Consider the following 17,084-nt stretch of genomic DNA (forward strand, 5'->3'; position numbering starts at 1 on the left):
TCACCCCTTGCGTCACTTGATGCGCCGTAACCGTAGCGACATGCGTTCCGTCGGCCGCATAGCGTTCCATACTCAAACGATCACTGGTAAGCAATTGTGCCGCACCCTGAAGTTCCTGCACGGTTGGCAGGCGACTGTGTTGCAACCACATACTTCCAAACACCAGCAAAAGTGCCACCAGGGCGATGCCATAGGCAATTCGCCTCATCTGCGGTAGCGTTCCATAATCTGTTCCCAATGGCCGGCATGGCGCAGAATCAGCTCGATAAATTCGGCAACGGCCCCATTACCGCCCGTCGCTTGCGTTACATACTGCACCGATTCGCGCACCTCTTGTGGTGCTTCCGGCACACACGCCGCAAAGCCAACGCGCGCCAGCACCGGCAAATCGATATAATCATCGCCAATATAGGCAATCTCGCTATCACAAAGCGCGTGCTCGGCTTTCAACTGCTCATACACTTCAAGCTTGTCTTTCGCCCCTTGATAGAGCCAGTGAATTCCCAACTCCTTGGCGCGATGGTCAACAATCGGCGTGCTCCGTCCCGTAATGATGCCAGTGTGATATCCAGTACGATGCAACAATGTAATCCGATGCCCGTCGCGGACGTGGAAATTTTTATACTCCACGCCGTGCACATCATAGGTAATTTTCCCATCGGACAGGACGCCATCCACATCAAAGATAACCGTCGTAATCAAGCGAATTTTATCGGCAAGAATTCCCATGCTGCTCAACGCATGCCAAGAACGTCAAACATATCGTATTGCCCCGCGGGTTGGCGCGTCAGCCATTGCGCTGCTTTTACCGCACCGCTAGCAAAGGTTTCGCGCGTGTGTGCGCGGTGCGTAATTTCAATCCGTTCGCCGTGGCCACAGAAGTACACGGTGTGCTCGCCAACAATGTCACCACCACGAATGGTCTGGATGCCAATTTCATTTTTCGTCCGCTCGCCGATCATCCCTTCACGGTGATAGACGGCATCGGTAGTCAGGTCGCGATCAAGCACTCGCGCCAACACTTCTGCCATCTTCATGGCGGTGCCGCTTGGAGCATCTTTCTTTTTATTGTGGTGCGCCTCAACAATTTCCACATCGACATCGTTGCCTAAAATACCAGCGGCCACTTCAAGTAACTTCCACGTGACATTCACGCCGGTACTCATGTTCGGCGCATACACGATAGGGATCTTCGTTGCGGCTTCTCCAACCAACGCTTTTTGCGCTGGATTTAATCCAGTCGTACCAATGACCAACCCTTTGCCAGACTTCACCACGTGAGCAAGAGTAACCGGAACCGCGTCGGCAACGGTGAAATCGATGGCGACATCGGCCTCTTCCATCACCAGCGAAATGTCGTCAGTGATAATGATGCCGTTACGGCCAAAACCCGCCACTTCGCCCGAGTCAAGTCCGAGAAAAGGGGAATTTGGCGCATCAATGGCTCCCGCAAGTGTACAGGTGTCACTCGACTCAATAATGTTCATGATATAGCGACCCATCCGGCCAACCGCACCGATTACGGCAATTCTTGTCATGGTGTTTCCTTTCATATCAGCCCAAGCCGTTGCATCTCCGCACTCAGCTTGCCATGGTTTCCTTCATTCATACGGCAAAGCGGCAAGCGGAAATCGCCACCACATTTCCCCATCAGACTGACTGCGGTTTTTACCGGGATAGGATTCGCATCGAGATACAGCAAGTTGTTGATATGGAAATAACGGTCGTGGATCGCCACCGCACTTTGCCAGTCGCCTTTCAACGCCGCGTGGGTCATCGCACTCCATTCGCTAGGAATAATATTCGCAATGACAGAAATCACCCCTTTACCACCCAGCAATATCTGAGGTAAGGCCGTGAAATCATCACCCGACAGAAGCGTGATGGTATCGCCGCACAAACGGCGGATCTCTGAAGCCACGCTCATATTCCCCGTCGCATCTTTAATGGCAATAATGTTTTTCTCGACTGCCAGCCGCGCCACGGTCGCTGGAACCATATCGACGCCACAACGACCAGGGACGTTATAGAGGACAATCGGAATACCAATTTTTGCCAACTCCATATAGTGTTGATACAACCCTTCTTGGGAAGGTTTCACATAATATGGCGTAACCACCAGTGCCGCATCCGCACCATCTTTCATTGCATTTTCGGTCAGACTGATCGCCTCTTCAGTCGAATTCGAGCCAGTGCCAGCAATAACCGGAACGCGCCCAGCCACCTGCTCGATACAGATTTGAATCACGCGGCGATGCTCTTCGTGCGACAGGGTCGCACTTTCACCCGTCGTTCCGCACGGTACGATCCCATCAACACCACTCGCAATCTGGAATTCGATAAGTTGGCGATAAGCAGCTTCGTCTACAGCGCCATCTTTGAATGGAGTGATAAGGGCGACAATGGTTCCTTGCAATTGCAGCATACGTTACACCTCTACTTCTCTGATTTTTGGTCGAGCCTGTAAAAGCTCGGGGTCAATTTCACCACGGAATAGCACGTGAGCTTCGCCGGACATGGTAACATGCTGCAGCTCGCGGTCAAACTCTATCAACAATTCGCCACCATTTGTCACCACCGTTACGCGATGAGCAACCTCTTGATCATCAAGAGAGGCCACGATGGCCGACGCGACACTCCCTGTGCCGCATGACATCGTCTCCCCCTCTACACCCCGCTCGTACGTTCGTACGCGAATAGTATCAGGAGCGATCTTTTCATAGGCATTTACATTCGTTCCGCGAGGATAGATTTCGTGAAAACGAATCTCTGGCGCGACATTCAACAGATCAAAGCTTTCGATATCGTGCACACGCAGCACGGCATGCGGCACACCCGTATTGATACTCGAAAGCAGGTATTCGGTTTTGATCGTTTTAATCGAATAATTCGAACGGTGATCGAAGGGTTGTGTCAAGTGGAGCCGCATCAGATTTTGCCCGGCGCATTCAATCCGCACCACTCCCGCCGCCGTATGCAAATGAAACCACGGCGTTGTGACGAGGTGATTATCAAAAACAAAGCGCGCTGCACACCGCGCACCGTTGCCGCACATTTCGGCTTCTGAACCATCAGAATTATAAAACACCCACTGCACATCACTCCCGCCCAGACAGCGGAGAATAATCACGCCATCGGCTCCAATACCAAAATTCCGATCACAGAGTTGGTTAACATGCGGGCGGAACAGTTCGTGGTTGACACGGCCATCCAGATCGGCAATCACGATAAAATCGTTCCCTGCCCCCGTTAGCTTGGTGAATCGGCCATCCCATCCACAGAAATCATTCATACCTCTTCCTCCAATCGAACCAAATCATCGAACGTTTCACGACGGCGCACGACACGGTACGTATCGCCATCCACCATCACTTCCGCTACTCGCGGACGACTATTATAATTCGAACTCATTGTGAAACCATACGCCCCAGCACTCATCAGCGCCATCAGATCACCTGCGGCAAAGGGAGCCACCGATCGCTCACGCGCAAAGAAATCACCCGTTTCGCAAATCGGCCCTACCACGTCAGCCAAAGCCGTTCCCTGCCGACCTGCGGCCTCATCTGCCGGGAGAATGTCGTGATAACTGCCGTACAGTGACGGGCGTGCGAGGTCGTTCATAGCGCCATCGACGACAATAAACTTCCGCTCATAATTGCTTTTCGTATAAATAACGCGGGTCAGGAAAATCCCAGCATTGCCGACCAATACCCGTCCGGGCTCGAAAATCAGCTCACAACCAAGATCGGCTACAATCGGGCGGATGGCACGCGCCAGCTCTTCTGGCGAAGGTGGCGTTTCCGCGTTATACCGAATTCCAAGTCCGCCGCCCATATCAAGGTAGCGCAACACAATCCCCTGCTCACGCAAATCGAGCACCAGCTGCCGAATAATTTGCAAGGCATCAACAAAGGGCTGAATATCGGTCAATTGACTTCCAATATGGCAGTGTACGCCAACGACTTCCACATGACTCAAACCATGCGCGTACTGGTAGTCGTCCATCACTCCTTCGATACCAATGCCAAACTTATTTTGACGTAGACCAGTCGAAATATAGGGATGCGTCCCGGCATCAACGTTCGGATTCACCCGAATGGCAATCGGTGCTACCTTGCCAAGCGATTTGGCCACCTGCTGAATCACGTCCATTTCGCCACGAGATTCGACGTTAAACATCTTGATGCCGATTTCCAGCGCGCGGGCAATTTCATGCGACTGCTTGCCAACACCCGCATAGACAATCATCGCAGGGTCAATGCCAGCCTTCAGGGCACGGAATAATTCGCCACCACTGACAATATCAGCACCAATCCCTTCGCCAGCAATCGTCCGCAAGACACTCAGATTACTATTGGCCTTTACTGCAAAACAAATCGTATGGGGAATTCCCGCAAAGGCTTCACGAAAGACGCGACAATGGCGCACCAGCGTTTGACGCGAATAGACATAGACTGGCGTTCCCACCTCATCCGCAATGCGCGAAAGCGGCACCCCTTCGCAGTGTAACTCACCGTGCTGATATGAAAAATAGTGCATGATCCCTACCCATAAAAGAAAAAATTGATCCGTGAAATACCCCTACCAATAAGCCAAAACAGCGTTCTATTGCCTCGATTGACTTTTGCAGATCGCCACTATATAAACATTTTCGTGAGAGTTCAAAATAAAATTCAGGTGAAAACAAATGAGAAGAATTGGAATCATCGGCGGCAGCGGCCTCTACCAGATGGAAGGACTCACAAATCGGCACGAAATAGAAATCGAAACTCCCTATGGTTCGCCCAGCGACTCCGTTCTCGTCGGCACCTTGGGCGATTGCGAACTCTGTTTTCTGCCACGACACGGGCGGACGCACACCATCGCCCCCAATGAAATTAACTTTCGCGCCAACATTTATGCCCTGAAAACACTGGGAGTGGAAACCATCGTCAGCGTGAGCGCCGTTGGCAGCCTGCGTCAGCACATTGCGCCCGGAGATTTCGTCATCGTCAACCAGTTTATCGACTTCACCCGTAGTGGCCGCCCGTCGACTTTTTTTGAAAAAGGGATTGTCGGACACGTCAGCATGGCCGATCCCGTATGCCCATCGCTCCGAAAAAACCTGATAGAAGCCGCAACACAAACCGGCGTCAACGTCCACACAACGGGCACCTACATCTGCATGGAAGGGCCGCAGTTTTCCAGTCGCGCCGAAAGCCATGTGTACCGCCAGTGGGGAGCCGACGTGGTCGGGATGACCAATATGCCGGAAGCCAAGCTGGCGCGCGAAGCAGAAATCTGCTACGCCACCGTTGCCCTTTCCACGGATTATGATTGCTGGAAAGAAGAGGAAGAAGCGGTCAGCGTGGAAATGATTCTCGACACCATGCACCGCAACGTGGTGAATGCCAAGAAAATGTTGGAAATTTTCGCTCACATGGCACCAAATCAAACCGCCTGCCACTGCCAAGAAGCCGCTCGCTACGCGATTATTACCCCTCGCGATGCTATCAGCGAGGAGATTCAAGCCAAGCTTGAACCGCTGTACGGGAAGTATTTCGCAATCTGAAACTTCATCCATGCAGAGCACGTGTAACATACATCGGCGCATTCTAAAGACAACAGGGCAATGCGACACCACCTGACGCATTGCTCTGTTACCCTCCTCTTCGTAGCAAAATATTCCGCAAGAGGAGGAGAACATGAGCAGAGTCTGGCAATGGATGTTTCGAGTGGGTATCGTTCTTGGCACAGTGGTTATACTCGCAGGCTGCGATAGCGCCTATGAGTCAATGGTAAGGAACGGCACGCTCGACATGGATCCAACAATCAGCATTGATGATGCCTTCAGCAATTACCCCTATCTCAAAGCAAAATCATGGCAAGTATTTGACGATGCCCAAGGGCGAAAAGTCGTCGAGTTTACCGCAACTCCTGATTACAACGTCTATCTTGGATCAACTTTTAACCGGATGGAAATTACGGCTGACATACTTGAACGGGCAAAGTTGAAACTCGCCCCAATGCAAGTCACCTATCAAGCACAGTTTGTTATTAACAAAAACGCCAAAACCTTTTCCATCCGCTATAGCGGTATCAAAATAGTAAACACGCAAAACCCAAATCCAGAAGCCGTGCAAGATGTGACCGATAACCGACTTGAAATGGTCGCAAACATTTACCGCAACGTGCCCGACACATCCATTTGGGGTTTACTGTATTCCGCTGGTAATAGTCAAAAATAACACACTTCGAGGTGCTGCATGCTACTTGCTCTCACTCGCGGTAAGGGGCGTTATTTTCAATGCGGTTATGGATGGCACCACGATCATGGAGTCTATCTGTGTGATGAGCCAGAACTGATTTCAATGATCTTTGGGAGCTTATCGCTCCTTCCACCTGAACTTATTGCTCGTTTCTGGGTGTATTTTCTACGAACTTGCGTCGCACCAAATGTGCCGGATACGGCTCCGGCTCAGGCGCACATGAATCTGTGGCCAGAACGAAGTGACGCTCAGGGGCATACCACTATCATGCCCGATGCCCATGTGCGCCTGATATGGCCGCATGGCAAAACGTTTACCCTGTTAATCGAAACAGAATGGAACCATGCCAGAGTGCGTGATCCAAGGCAGCTCTACCGCCAATGGAGCGAATACCTGAGTGCAGAAGAACAACAGAGCGGCTGGCACCTGTATATCGGCCATGATACCAGCGCGGCATTGCGCGAGCAACGCTTAGGCAATATCTGGGCAGGACGCCTGATCGCCATTAACTGGTTCGCATTTCTTGGAATGTTACTCAGAGTCGAAACCATCATCCAGCAGTGCTTCGACACACAGCACGAACTCACTCATTTGCTGCCGTGGACAAGCAACGTTATCGCTTTGTTAGAGCGTCTTGGCGTGAGGACGTTTGAAGGATTTCGCGACTTGCCTGAAGGCGGCGTGATCGTTCACCAAAGCTCATCCCTGTTTTGGCGCGAGTATTCTGGCTTTGCATGGTTGCGTCATGCTAATCGCAACACTCTCCTGCCAACAGGCATTTTCTTTACGTCAAAATCAAAGAAAGGGATCACCGATGAACGTAAAAACTATTAGTGAAAGCCTTGCCAGCAGCCTGCATATAGTGAACCTTGCGGGTCGCGAAGTGAACAGCTTGCTTGACCTTATCAAGCAATGTATGAATCTCGAAATCACCCGCCTAAGTCACATCGTAAAAATCACCCAGGCGTGGCAATCCAACAGCAGGATTTCAGAGACAGGTTGGGTGATGACCGATAAAGCCATATCGTTAGGTCTTGGCATGAGTGGTTACCCTACGGGACGCTTTTTTAATATACAGGTCAGCATGATGGGCGATGGCGTGTGCACGCAGGAGCACGAAAATACCTTCCCTTTGTTACATGTCTATCTCTCCGGCTCTGCAACATCATTTTTGAACGGGAAATGCCTCTCAATCGGTGATATTTCGGATCAAACCATGACCCTCCAAGAGGGGGTGTTTTTCAATGGAGCCGTCGATGCCGAGTGCTGGGTGGATAAATGCTGGTCATACACGCTGTATCTTGCTTCCATCAATTGCCTTGATGACATTCAATCAAACATTGTGGCACCATTTTCTGACCTGATGACCGGAAAAGATGTTATGAGTTCCAATATCAAAAAACTTCCCGGCATTGTTCGGTACGAATCGCTCACCAATCGCATGTACCGCGTAAGGCCGATGCAGGTGAAATCGCAACTATCCGAGGAGTTATGACCACACTGTCAAAATCGCGCCTCATTGCATATCGTCAATGTCCCAAACGGCTGTGGCTCAGCGTTCACGCGCCCGAACGTGCCAATGAATCAGAAACGGGAAATCGTATGGCGATGGGAATCGGAGCTGGCGAGGTTGCTCGCACCCTATTCCCTTCGGGTGTACTGATACATGCCGGAACCATTGCAGAAGCGCTGCAACAAAGCGCTCAGCTTGTCGAACGCAAACCAAAAACCCCACTCTTTGAAGCCACCTTTTGCCATAAAAACGTGCGGGTGCAGGTTGATATCCTGCGCCCTGCACGTGGTGGCTTTGACATCGTGGAAGTCAAATCTTCAACAGAACCCAAAGAGTACCATACTGAAGACGCCGCCATCCAAACGTGGGTGTGCCAACAAGCTGGTATTGCTGTCAAGAAAACGCACCTTGCCACTCTCAATAAATCCTTTATCTATCCTGGAAAGCAACAGTACGACGGGCTCTTTACCTTTACTGATATCACCAGCGAAGTCGAAGCCCTGCAAAAAGAGGTTCCCCGTTGGGTGCGAGCCGCCCGAAAAACGCTCACCACAGCGAATGCACCGGAGATTGAACCCGGTGCGCAGTGTCACGCTCCCTTTGCATGCCCGTATATTGACTTCTGCACTGAAGGGCTGCCACAAGAAAAGTACCCTCCAGAACTTTTTGGCACGCGAGGAACATTTGCAACAGACCTGCGTAAGCAAGGGTATACCGACATTCGGAAAGTTCCCAAATCACTGCTGGGCGAGTGCCCCAAACGCTTGCGCATCTGGCGAGCTACCCGCAGTGGCAAAGCAGAACTTGACCCCGCCGCCGGTGAATACCTGCAAACCCTTTCCTATCCGCGCTACTATATTGATTTTGAAACTATCTCGCTTGCCGTCCCCATCTGGAAAGGAACAAGCCCCTTTCAACAAATCCCTTTCCAATGGTCGTGCCATAAACAAAGCGCCAGCGGCACAATGCACCACCGTGAATTTCTGGATATCAGTGGCAAAGATCCCAGCAAGCAGTTCCTTGAAAGCCTCATCAAAGAGCTTGGAAAACGTGGTTGCATCTTCGTGTATAACCAGTCATTTGAAGCCGGAAGACTAAAAGAACTCGCAATGCGCTTTCCTGAATATGCCGAGCAAGTTGCTGCCATTATTGAGCGCATGGTAGACCTGCTTCCCCTTGCCCGTGATAACTACTACCACCGCGACATGCGCGGGAGCTGGTCAATTAAAGCGGTGCTACCCACCATCGCGCCCGATCTTGACTATGCGCAACTGAGTGACGTGCAGGATGGCAAACAGGCGGGGGTGGCATACATGGAAGCGATTAATCCAGTAACAACGGCTGCGCGTCGCAATGAATTGTGGCGCGCCATGGTAGGGTATTGTAAGCTGGACACAGAGGCAATGGTGAGGTTGGTGGCGTTTTTTGAGGCTCGTTATTAGTTCAAAAAGTTTTAGACCATCTTTAATCGCCTCAACACATGTAATTAATAAACACACATGGAGGGAACATGGCTAATCGACTATCTATGCAGGTAATTGTCGAACAAGTTTTGGTAGGCATTGAAGAAGCCCAAAAATCATATCAGGAGTGGACGGGTGGATCGTGGCTTTGGGAGGCTCCCGAATATTTAATCACGTGCTCTATCGCTAAGCGGATAGCCGAAGCTGATGGAGCTAAATATTTAACCCTTGAGAATGGTTCTACAAATGCGCTCAAGGATGCAGGAGCCCTAGGTAGGGGGAAGCTATCGCATAAGATACGTGAAAAAGGGCGTGTTGATATACTGGTTTGGTGGGGAAATGGACACCCTCGGGGGATAATAGAAGTGAAAAACCAGATTTATTCAAAAGATTCATACGCAAAAGATATTGAGCGAATAAAAGGATTTTTATTACGAAAAGGAAACGACTCGTCGTTGCAATTCGGAGCCTTCGCGTTTTATGAGTCAGCAGTCTCTGGCTCACGGAAAACAGCACAACAGAAAATAGATGGTCGTATCCAGACAATCTTTAGCCGTGCAAAAGAAATATGTGGCGATACGCTTAGCTTGTCACTTCATGAAACAGATTACCATGAAGACATTCAGGATAATGCTTGGGCCGCAGCTTGTATTTTAATAAAAAAGATTTCAACTGGAACTGATATTAGCGAGGAATAGTTCCCTCCTGCCAATGCGACATATCTTGTCGTACCACCGCGCTACACTTTGGACATACCAACCGTAGCGAGGTGCAATATGTCCAAGTTAGAGCAGTACGAACAAAGTATCATGTGTTTCTACCTTTACAATGCGTTGCGTAAAGCCGATAGCGGAATCAACAGAGTGATTTCTGAGTTTGTTACCTATGTGTATCGCAACTCCGTCTTGCTTGGGGTTGAATTGCCGGACGAGCTTGTGGAACACACTCAGGATTTTACTGGAAAGCGATTGCCACTCAGGGTATGCATTGAAACGAAAGTTGCGCTGATTGAACTCCTTGAACCGCAAGTGGCACGGTTGCCATCAGTGCCACTCAGCGAATTAGAAAAAACCTTGCGTAATTTATCCGACATTGTCGAGCTTGATCCACTTGACCACCGTATTTTCGGCTTCTTTGTACGTATGGAACGTTACAAATTACACGAAGACCCATTCGCCTATTTCAGAAATTGTTGTGATCATGCACGAACTGCTTTTGCATGTATTCTTGATATGTCGATATCTGAGATAACCAAACGAATTCATCTCGCTGGAGAGCTGTATCTTACTGGTTTGTTTAAAGATGCTATCAACTGGAATCATCAGTTCATTCAAGACACTTGCTCGTTCAGTGACCAAGTGTTGCAGGCTATTGAAGATGCCCCTCAAACAAGAAAGGGACTCCGCGCTGCGCTACTGGGCGCTTCGTCAACTCCGAGATTGCGATGGGATGACTTTGCCCATATAGCAGAATTGCGTGATAATCTTGCAAAATTCTTGCAGCACGCATTGCAGACTGGCGAGCGCGGCATTAACATTTTGCTGTATGGCCCTCCGGGAACGGGTAAAACAGAGATTTGCAAATCACTTGCAAAAAATCTGCACGCCCAGCTTTATCCTGTTATGGAAATGAACAATGATGGTGAAGAACCTAACCGCAATGATCGCTTGAGTTCGTATCGCATACTCCAGCGCCTGCTGAGCAAGCAACAGAATTCATTGATCATGTTTGACGAAATTGACGATGTTTTTAGCTCTAGAGACATCTTGGCGTATAGCGGAAAAAGGATCGGGTCGCTTTCAACATCGAAAGTTTATATGAATCGTTTGCTGGAAGGGAACCGAGTACCGACATTCTGGATTATAAATGATGTCAGCAATATCAGCAGTGCCATTATCCGCCGTATGACACTGGCAGTAGAGATGCCGGTTCCACCCATCGATGCGCGGCAGAAGATATGGAAGCGGATTACACGCAAGCGCGGCATTACACTCACCAATGCAGATGCCACAGCGCTAGCGGCCTTCGATGCGTCTCCGGCGATTGCCGAAAGCGCCACGATTTATGCCAAAGCGATGGGGAATTCCCTTGATGATTTTCGTTTTGCAACGTTTGGCCTTTTAAAGGCGATGCACGGCAAAGAGGTTGTGGAAGATTCCTTTCACGTTGGTGCCGATCATTACCTGCCGCAGTTAGTTCACCACGATTCCGGTATTGCTGGCATCGAAAGCAATCTGAGCAAGCTCCGTCAGCATCCATTTTCGTTGTGTTTGTACGGTGCTCCCGGAACGGGGAAAACGGCCTATGTGCGCCATCTCGCCAAACAGCTTGGTATGCCGGTATTGCAAAAGCGAGCGTCTGATTTGCTGGGTATGTTTGTTGGGGAAACGGAAAAGCAAATTTCCGAAGCGTTTCGCGAAGCGGCGAACAGTAAAAGCTTTCTGGTGTTTGACGAAGCGGACTCATTTCTGGCGGATCGTCGCCATGCGGTACGTCAGTGGGAAGTAAGTCAAGTCAATGAGATGCTTACGTGGATGGAGCGCCATCCGCTCCCGTTTGCTTGCACAACAAATCTGATTGAACGGATTGATCCTGCGTCGCTGCGTCGTTTTACGTTCAAGTGTCGCTTCGATTTTATGAAGCCAGAGCAGGTGAAACTCGCATTCCGGCACTTCTTTCGGATAACGGTGGACGATCGGCATATACGCGAACTTACCATGCTGACGCCGGGTGATTTTGCCTTGGTGCAGCGTAAAGCTGAGCTTACTGGTGCAAAACACGAAATTACTTCGCTGGTCGCGTTGCTGAAAAATGAAATGGTAGCGAAACAGTTGACGCAATCAAATCCCATTGGTTTTTGATTCTTGACAATGGTGGCGGAACTTTATACGACCCTCCATGTCGCACGCATCGGTATGCTTGGTGTTATTTGACAGGGGGTGTGGTGATATGGAAAAGAATTTTGACACGCTCTTGCGCCAATGGGCAATGTTGCAGATGCTCAGCACTCGCCGTTATGTTGCAGCGCGTGAGATTCTGGAAAGGCTTCAGGACGCCGGATACCGCACGACCATCCGTACGGTTCAACGTGACTTGCAAAGTCTTTCAACGGTATTTCCGATAGAAAGTAATAACTGCAAGCCAATCGGATGGCGTTGGGTAAAGGATGGTCAGATTTTCAGTATTCCTGGCATGGATACAGCCACCGCGCTCACGCTCCGTTTGGTTGAGAGTTACCTCCAGAACATACTGCCGCATAGTTGCATGGAAACGCTGGCACCACACATGCTACACGCCAAGGAGGTGCTCAGTGCACATGCTGGGAATGCCTTTGTGCAGTGGCCGGAAAAAATCCGGGTTATCTCCCGCGCATTTCCGCTTATCCCACCGGCAATTAACCCCGAAATCATGGAGACCGTATATCAGGCGCTGCTTGAAGAGCGCCAGATAGAAGCCCACTATCGGCGGCGTGGCGAGAAAGCGCATCAAGTCTACACCATTCACCCTTTAGGTATTGTGGTGAACGACCACATCCTCTACTTGGTCTGTACGCTGTTTGATGAGCAAGAGCCAAAGTTGCTGGCGCTTCACCGTTTTTTAGAAGCACACAAGACTGACGCGCCAAGCCTGCGATCGGCAGGGTTTACGCTTGATGGCTACATTGCCAGTGGCGCCATCGGATTCGCTGACGCTGACGCGAAAATGATTACGTTGAAAGTGATATTTGCGCACCACGCAGCTGGTCATCTGCAAGAAACTCCACTATCGGAGAACCAAAAGCTGACGCCACTGGCTGATGGCCGTGTTGCGCTGAGCGCCAAAGTGGTTGACACCAGACAATTGCGCTGGTGGCTTCTGGGATTCGGATCGCAGGTTGAAGTTATCGCTCCGAAAAGGTTGCGCCAAGAGTTTGCTGGCATAGCGCAGGAAATGGTGTGTCGGTACACAGAGTAGGCACTCGTCTGTTCTGCCACTTACCGCAAGGCCTCTGTTGCGCTCACCATACGGGTAAAATTCAACCCATCGCCGATACCAACGACCGCCCTTGTTATATCAGCCCCTTCTAACGTGTACTCCGACATGAGTCCAAGGATTTCCGCCCCGCCACTCGTTGCGGCCAGAAAGGCTTTTTCCCACCCCACTTGCGCAGCAACCAAACGGTAGTCGCGCAGAAAATCAAGATCGGGATGGGAGCATTTTCCATCCGTACCAATGGCATAGCGTATGCCGCGTGCTTCCAGTTTTGCCAGCTCCACATGCGGAGCATACAAATAGTGGTTGCTGACAGGACACGTAATGACCTTCGCACCTGACGCCGCCACGAGGTCAAGATCATCGTCACTTGCCATCCCCATATGTACGAGCAGCGATTGCGACGTCAAAAGCCCGAGTGACTCGAGTAAGCGTACTGGCGAAAGCGGCTCGCCAAGGTAGCGCCGCACCTGAAAGCGTGCCAAATAGGTATCGTAAAAATGATCTCCGCTTGGTTCGTGCAGAAAATATCCCGTTTCTCCCGGCGATTCGGCCACGTGCATTTGGAACAGCGAGCGGTTATCGAGCGCAAAACGGCGCAGAAAATCATGTGGCACCGTGTAAAGCGCATGAGGCGAATAGTGAAGTTGCGGACGAATATACTCGGGATAGCGGTTGATAAACTCACAAAAATTACGAATATAACAACGCCCTTGCATGCGATCGGGCGAAAAGTGTAATGGCTCCTCACCGGTAATGACATGACGTAACTTGTTTATGGGTGATATATTGGCGCAACAAGGACTCCCCGGAATCGGGCGTGCAATATCGCCAATAAAGCGCACTCCTGATTGCTCCAGCAACGCTAGAGACGCATGGATCCCATCAGCCTGACTATAATCAGTCAGAATTTTTTCGATCAACAGAGGAACCCATTGCTCAAAAGGGAGCGATGGGAGATCAAAAAACAAATCAAGATGCGCGTGCGCGTTGACAAAACCAGGGAAAAGCACGCCATCGAGCACAATTTCGCGATCAAAGCGCGCGCAATCGGCAAATGTCAAACGTCCATCTTCAACTATACCCGCATGACGCCAAGCGAAACCATCGTATATTCTTCCGCAAACCCGTAGTCGCATACCCTCACCATTCACTCAAAATAGTCGCGTGGCACTAAATCTGCATAAATCGACTTCCGCAGGAGGTGCCACATGCTTACATTCGCCACAGGATTCCCAACACTTGACCTTGGCAACACCATAAAAAGCGGTAATAGTCGCACCGGAACTCCCTCTGAATCAGGGTTTTTCGGCCTACTCAATAGTATGCTGCAACGCAGCACTCCGATAAGCGGAACCGCCACCACATTTTCATCCGAACAGCGCCAAGCACTCCTCAGCGGTGCGCGCGATCAGCTTGGCCAGCAACTCAAACTCGCCGGCATTGACGACGCCACGCTGAGTGCGTTCTATACCGCAGAACCGGAAACCATGCAACTCACCCACCTGTTGGAACAGATCGCGGGGCAACTGCTCCCTGCATCTCCTATGCAGCAGGCAACGCAGTGGCTCGCCGAAGCCAATAGCGCACTTGTCGAAGCAAACACGACTGAATCCAATACGCTGAACCCCGACCAATGGCGCGAGTGGTTTTTACTGATGGAAAAATTTTCGACCTCGTCCGCACAGAAAAAACCCCAAGAGAATGATGGCGAAAAGGGGTTTACTCATCTGCGACAATCACTCCTGCTAGGCGCGATGGCTCAAAGCGTAACTACTGAAAAAGACAAGCAAAAACCTGAATTAAATGGCGCTGAAATACAAACAGAAAACCTCTTTGCACTTCAACAGATACCAGAATCACTTCCTGAAATAGATGAGAGCGAAACGGAGACGCTCGCCGCGCTGCGACAAATCGTTCAATCGTTGCAAGAAGCATTGCGCGAAATGAATCAACTCACCGAGTCCATGGGCATTAACCCCAACGACTACCCCACCGCATTCGCGCAAATTTTCCAGTCAATCGACGCCATGAAAGATCAGCAAAAGGCGTTGACCGAAATGCTCACCGCTGTCATGGAAAGTTTTTCCCAACCGCTAGGCGAAGGGGCAAACGCAACACCTCTCGGGCAACTCCCACTTTCTGAAACGGGGAAGGCACTCCTTGATACGCTGACACAAACCAACTTCGATCTCCGCCAGCTTCTGCAAAACTGGCAGAATACTGGCGCAATGAATCCCACCGAAGCGCTGCCGCAACTCGCACAATCACTGGCCAGCATCCAAATGGGACTGAGCCGCGCCGTTGCCATTCCGGCGGCTGACGGCGCAAGCGTCTTGCAAATCGTGCAGCGCGACTATCACGCCCTTTTATTTGGCACCGTCAGCGCCGTGGAAAATCTGCCGCAAGATACGCTTTTCTCTAACTTTAAAGAGCAACAACCGCGCCGTGACAATCCACTTGCTACCCCGCCGGAAACTACCGCCAAAACAGGTGAAACCGCAGTGAAAAATTTTGCCGTGGCCGAAACTTCTGAAAGCGAAGCAAATAAAGCTCCGCTAGTGGCAACTTCCACAAAAACAGATCCTGCTTCCCAAGCAATGAATGCTCACCTTCAGGCCACAGAAAAAGACCCCAAAGCTATGACCGAAGCAACGGTAGAAAAAGCCCCTGTCCATGAACCTAAAAACATAGCCGATGGGTCGACTCCGGCGAAGGCCACCGACAGTGACGTAAAAGCATCGACTGAGCCTAAGGGTAACACAGAGCCCAAAACTACTGTTGAGCCAAAAACGGTTGAGCCAAAAACACCTTTGCCAACGAATACCCCTGCCGATCCCAAAATAGTCACACTCACGCAGACAAAAAGTGATCTACCTGTTGACGCCGCGTTGAGCGAAACCGACGACGATGCAGAAAACACCATCCCCATGGCGACCGCACTGAAGAAAGATATCTCCAAAGAATCTGACACGATCTCTCATCGCACGCAACTCAAAGAACCTGAAAAAATTGCCGATCCCCTTGCGCCAAAGACGAGCGAAGAGCGCGAACGGATCGCACAGGCGGCACGTATCGCTGCTATGGAACAACCAACATCAGATACCGGAAAATCTATCGCACCACCATCAACCGCAATCGTTGCGCCGAATAGTGAAGTTGGTACCGAAAAAATTGCCGCTCCACCCATACCAAACAATACTCCCGCACCAAGCACTGCGGCAACACCAAGCAGTAAGGAGCAGGCCGAACCAACATCTCTTATGATGAGCAGCGGCAGCCAAAACGGCCAAACCCAAGACCAGAATAGTCAGGATACACCGCAGCAACAACAGAGCGGACGTGAATGGATGAGTCGCGAAACCGTCGCACCCCGCACCACCAGCGAGACGCCCGCCACCCCGCTCACCACCCGTGAAATCGAAGACGCCACCGATCAAATCATCCGTAAAGTCACCATGAGCACCCGTGGCGAACTCAAAACACTTACGATTGCCCTCAGACCAGAATACATGGGGAAAGTAAATATCCGCCTCAGCGTCGAAGCCGGCGTTCTCACGGCACGGGTTATGGTGGAAAACCCTTCGCTGCGGCACGGTTTGGAACAAACTTCCACGCGCATACAGGAAGCTATTTCTTCTCTTGGACTGAAAGTAGAGCGCTTTGATATCGTACAACCATTTGCAGAATCACAGTCTAACCACAACGGCAACCAGTTTGCTAATACTCAGTTCCAGCAAGGACAGGAAAACCAACAGCGAAAGAATCGCTCCCTGTCATCAGACCAAAGGGGCGCGCCCCAGAAAAACGAAGATGAGCCACAAGGAGGAGAGAATCAGTACCACTATCGTACGTCTCAATCTCTGAACCTCATAGCATAACAACCCC

The 17,084-nt window shown here is 50.6% G+C and carries 16 protein-coding genes; 9 read left to right on the forward strand and 7 right to left on the reverse strand.

Features of this window, described 5'->3' with window-relative positions:
• From P304_RS17125 to lysA, 6 genes are all read right to left on the reverse strand, one after another.
• A partial coding sequence (locus P304_RS17125) for a hypothetical protein (protein WP_034765415.1) occupies window positions 1-208 on the reverse strand: 208 nt, incomplete at its 3' end.
• Window positions 205-729: a KdsC family phosphatase gene (locus tag P304_RS0111395; protein ID WP_027390629.1), complete on the reverse strand. Its 525-nt coding sequence runs from the start codon at window positions 727-729 to the stop codon at window positions 205-207. The genes P304_RS17125 and P304_RS0111395, both read right to left, overlap by 4 nt.
• A gap of 5 nt (window positions 730-734) precedes the next feature.
• Window positions 735-1,538 carry a 4-hydroxy-tetrahydrodipicolinate reductase gene (gene dapB, locus P304_RS0111400; RefSeq protein ID WP_027390630.1) on the reverse strand — a complete coding sequence of 268 codons (804 nt, stop codon included), beginning with the start codon at window positions 1,536-1,538 and terminating at the stop codon, window positions 735-737.
• 11 nt (window positions 1,539-1,549) lie between these two features.
• Window positions 1,550-2,425, reverse strand: coding sequence for a 4-hydroxy-tetrahydrodipicolinate synthase (dapA, locus tag P304_RS0111405; RefSeq protein WP_027390631.1), 876 nt, complete (start codon window positions 2,423-2,425; stop codon window positions 1,550-1,552).
• A gap of 3 nt (window positions 2,426-2,428) precedes the next feature.
• Window positions 2,429-3,292 carry a diaminopimelate epimerase gene (gene dapF / locus P304_RS0111410; RefSeq protein ID WP_027390632.1) on the reverse strand — a complete coding sequence of 288 codons (864 nt, stop codon included), beginning with the start codon at window positions 3,290-3,292 and terminating at the stop codon, window positions 2,429-2,431.
• On the reverse strand, window positions 3,289-4,539 hold the full coding sequence (gene lysA / locus P304_RS0111415; protein ID WP_027390633.1) for a diaminopimelate decarboxylase: 1,251 nt from the start codon (window positions 4,537-4,539) through the stop codon (window positions 3,289-3,291). The genes dapF and lysA overlap by 4 nt, the downstream gene beginning before the upstream one ends.
• Window positions 4,540-4,687: 148 nt before the next feature.
• On the opposite strand from lysA, the gene mtnP reads away from it, so the two are divergent.
• The 8 genes from mtnP (at window position 4,688) to P304_RS0111455 (ending at window position 13,178) form a co-directional block, all read left to right on the forward strand.
• Window positions 4,688-5,551 carry an S-methyl-5'-thioadenosine phosphorylase gene (gene mtnP, locus P304_RS0111420; protein WP_027390634.1) on the forward strand — a complete coding sequence of 288 codons (864 nt, stop codon included), beginning with the start codon at window positions 4,688-4,690 and terminating at the stop codon, window positions 5,549-5,551.
• Window positions 5,552-5,684: 133 nt separating this feature from the next.
• Window positions 5,685-6,227: a hypothetical protein gene (locus P304_RS0111425; protein ID WP_027390635.1), complete on the forward strand. Its 543-nt coding sequence runs from the start codon at window positions 5,685-5,687 to the stop codon at window positions 6,225-6,227.
• Between the two features lie 18 nt (window positions 6,228-6,245).
• Entirely contained in the window at window positions 6,246-7,082 is an 837-nt protein-coding gene (locus P304_RS0111430; RefSeq protein ID WP_027390636.1) for a hypothetical protein, read from the forward strand.
• Window positions 7,063-7,743 (forward strand): hypothetical protein, encoded by a 681-nt coding sequence (locus P304_RS0111435; protein WP_027390637.1) that lies wholly within the window; start codon window positions 7,063-7,065, stop codon window positions 7,741-7,743. Before P304_RS0111430 ends, P304_RS0111435 begins: the two co-directional genes overlap by 20 nt.
• The gene (locus P304_RS0111440) at window positions 7,740-9,203 is read left to right on the forward strand and encodes a DUF2779 domain-containing protein (protein WP_027390638.1); all 1,464 of its coding nucleotides are present in this window, start codon (window positions 7,740-7,742) and stop codon (window positions 9,201-9,203) included. Before P304_RS0111435 ends, P304_RS0111440 begins: the two co-directional genes overlap by 4 nt.
• Before the next feature lie 68 nt (window positions 9,204-9,271).
• Window positions 9,272-9,922 carry a hypothetical protein gene (locus tag P304_RS16360; RefSeq protein ID WP_027390639.1) on the forward strand — a complete coding sequence of 217 codons (651 nt, stop codon included), beginning with the start codon at window positions 9,272-9,274 and terminating at the stop codon, window positions 9,920-9,922.
• A gap of 78 nt (window positions 9,923-10,000) precedes the next feature.
• The gene (locus P304_RS15400; RefSeq protein ID WP_051321641.1) at window positions 10,001-12,085 is read left to right on the forward strand and encodes an AAA family ATPase; all 2,085 of its coding nucleotides are present in this window, start codon (window positions 10,001-10,003) and stop codon (window positions 12,083-12,085) included.
• An 88-nt stretch (window positions 12,086-12,173) separates the two neighbouring features.
• Window positions 12,174-13,178, forward strand: coding sequence for a helix-turn-helix transcriptional regulator (locus P304_RS0111455; RefSeq protein WP_027390640.1), 1,005 nt, complete (start codon window positions 12,174-12,176; stop codon window positions 13,176-13,178).
• A 20-nt stretch (window positions 13,179-13,198) separates the two neighbouring features.
• On the opposite strand, the gene P304_RS0111460 is transcribed toward P304_RS0111455, so the two are convergent.
• The gene (locus tag P304_RS0111460) at window positions 13,199-14,335 is read right to left on the reverse strand and encodes an amidohydrolase family protein (protein WP_027390641.1); all 1,137 of its coding nucleotides are present in this window, start codon (window positions 14,333-14,335) and stop codon (window positions 13,199-13,201) included.
• 72 nt (window positions 14,336-14,407) lie between these two features.
• On the opposite strand from P304_RS0111460, the gene P304_RS0111465 reads away from it, so the two are divergent.
• Window positions 14,408-17,077 carry a flagellar hook-length control protein FliK gene (locus tag P304_RS0111465; protein ID WP_027390642.1) on the forward strand — a complete coding sequence of 890 codons (2,670 nt, stop codon included), beginning with the start codon at window positions 14,408-14,410 and terminating at the stop codon, window positions 17,075-17,077.
• The last annotated feature ends 7 nt before the right edge of the window (window positions 17,078-17,084 follow it).

Origin of the sequence: Chrysiogenes arsenatis DSM 11915, assembly GCF_000469585.1 — a bacterium.
GTDB lineage: Bacteria > Chrysiogenota > Chrysiogenetes > Chrysiogenales > Chrysiogenaceae > Chrysiogenes > Chrysiogenes arsenatis.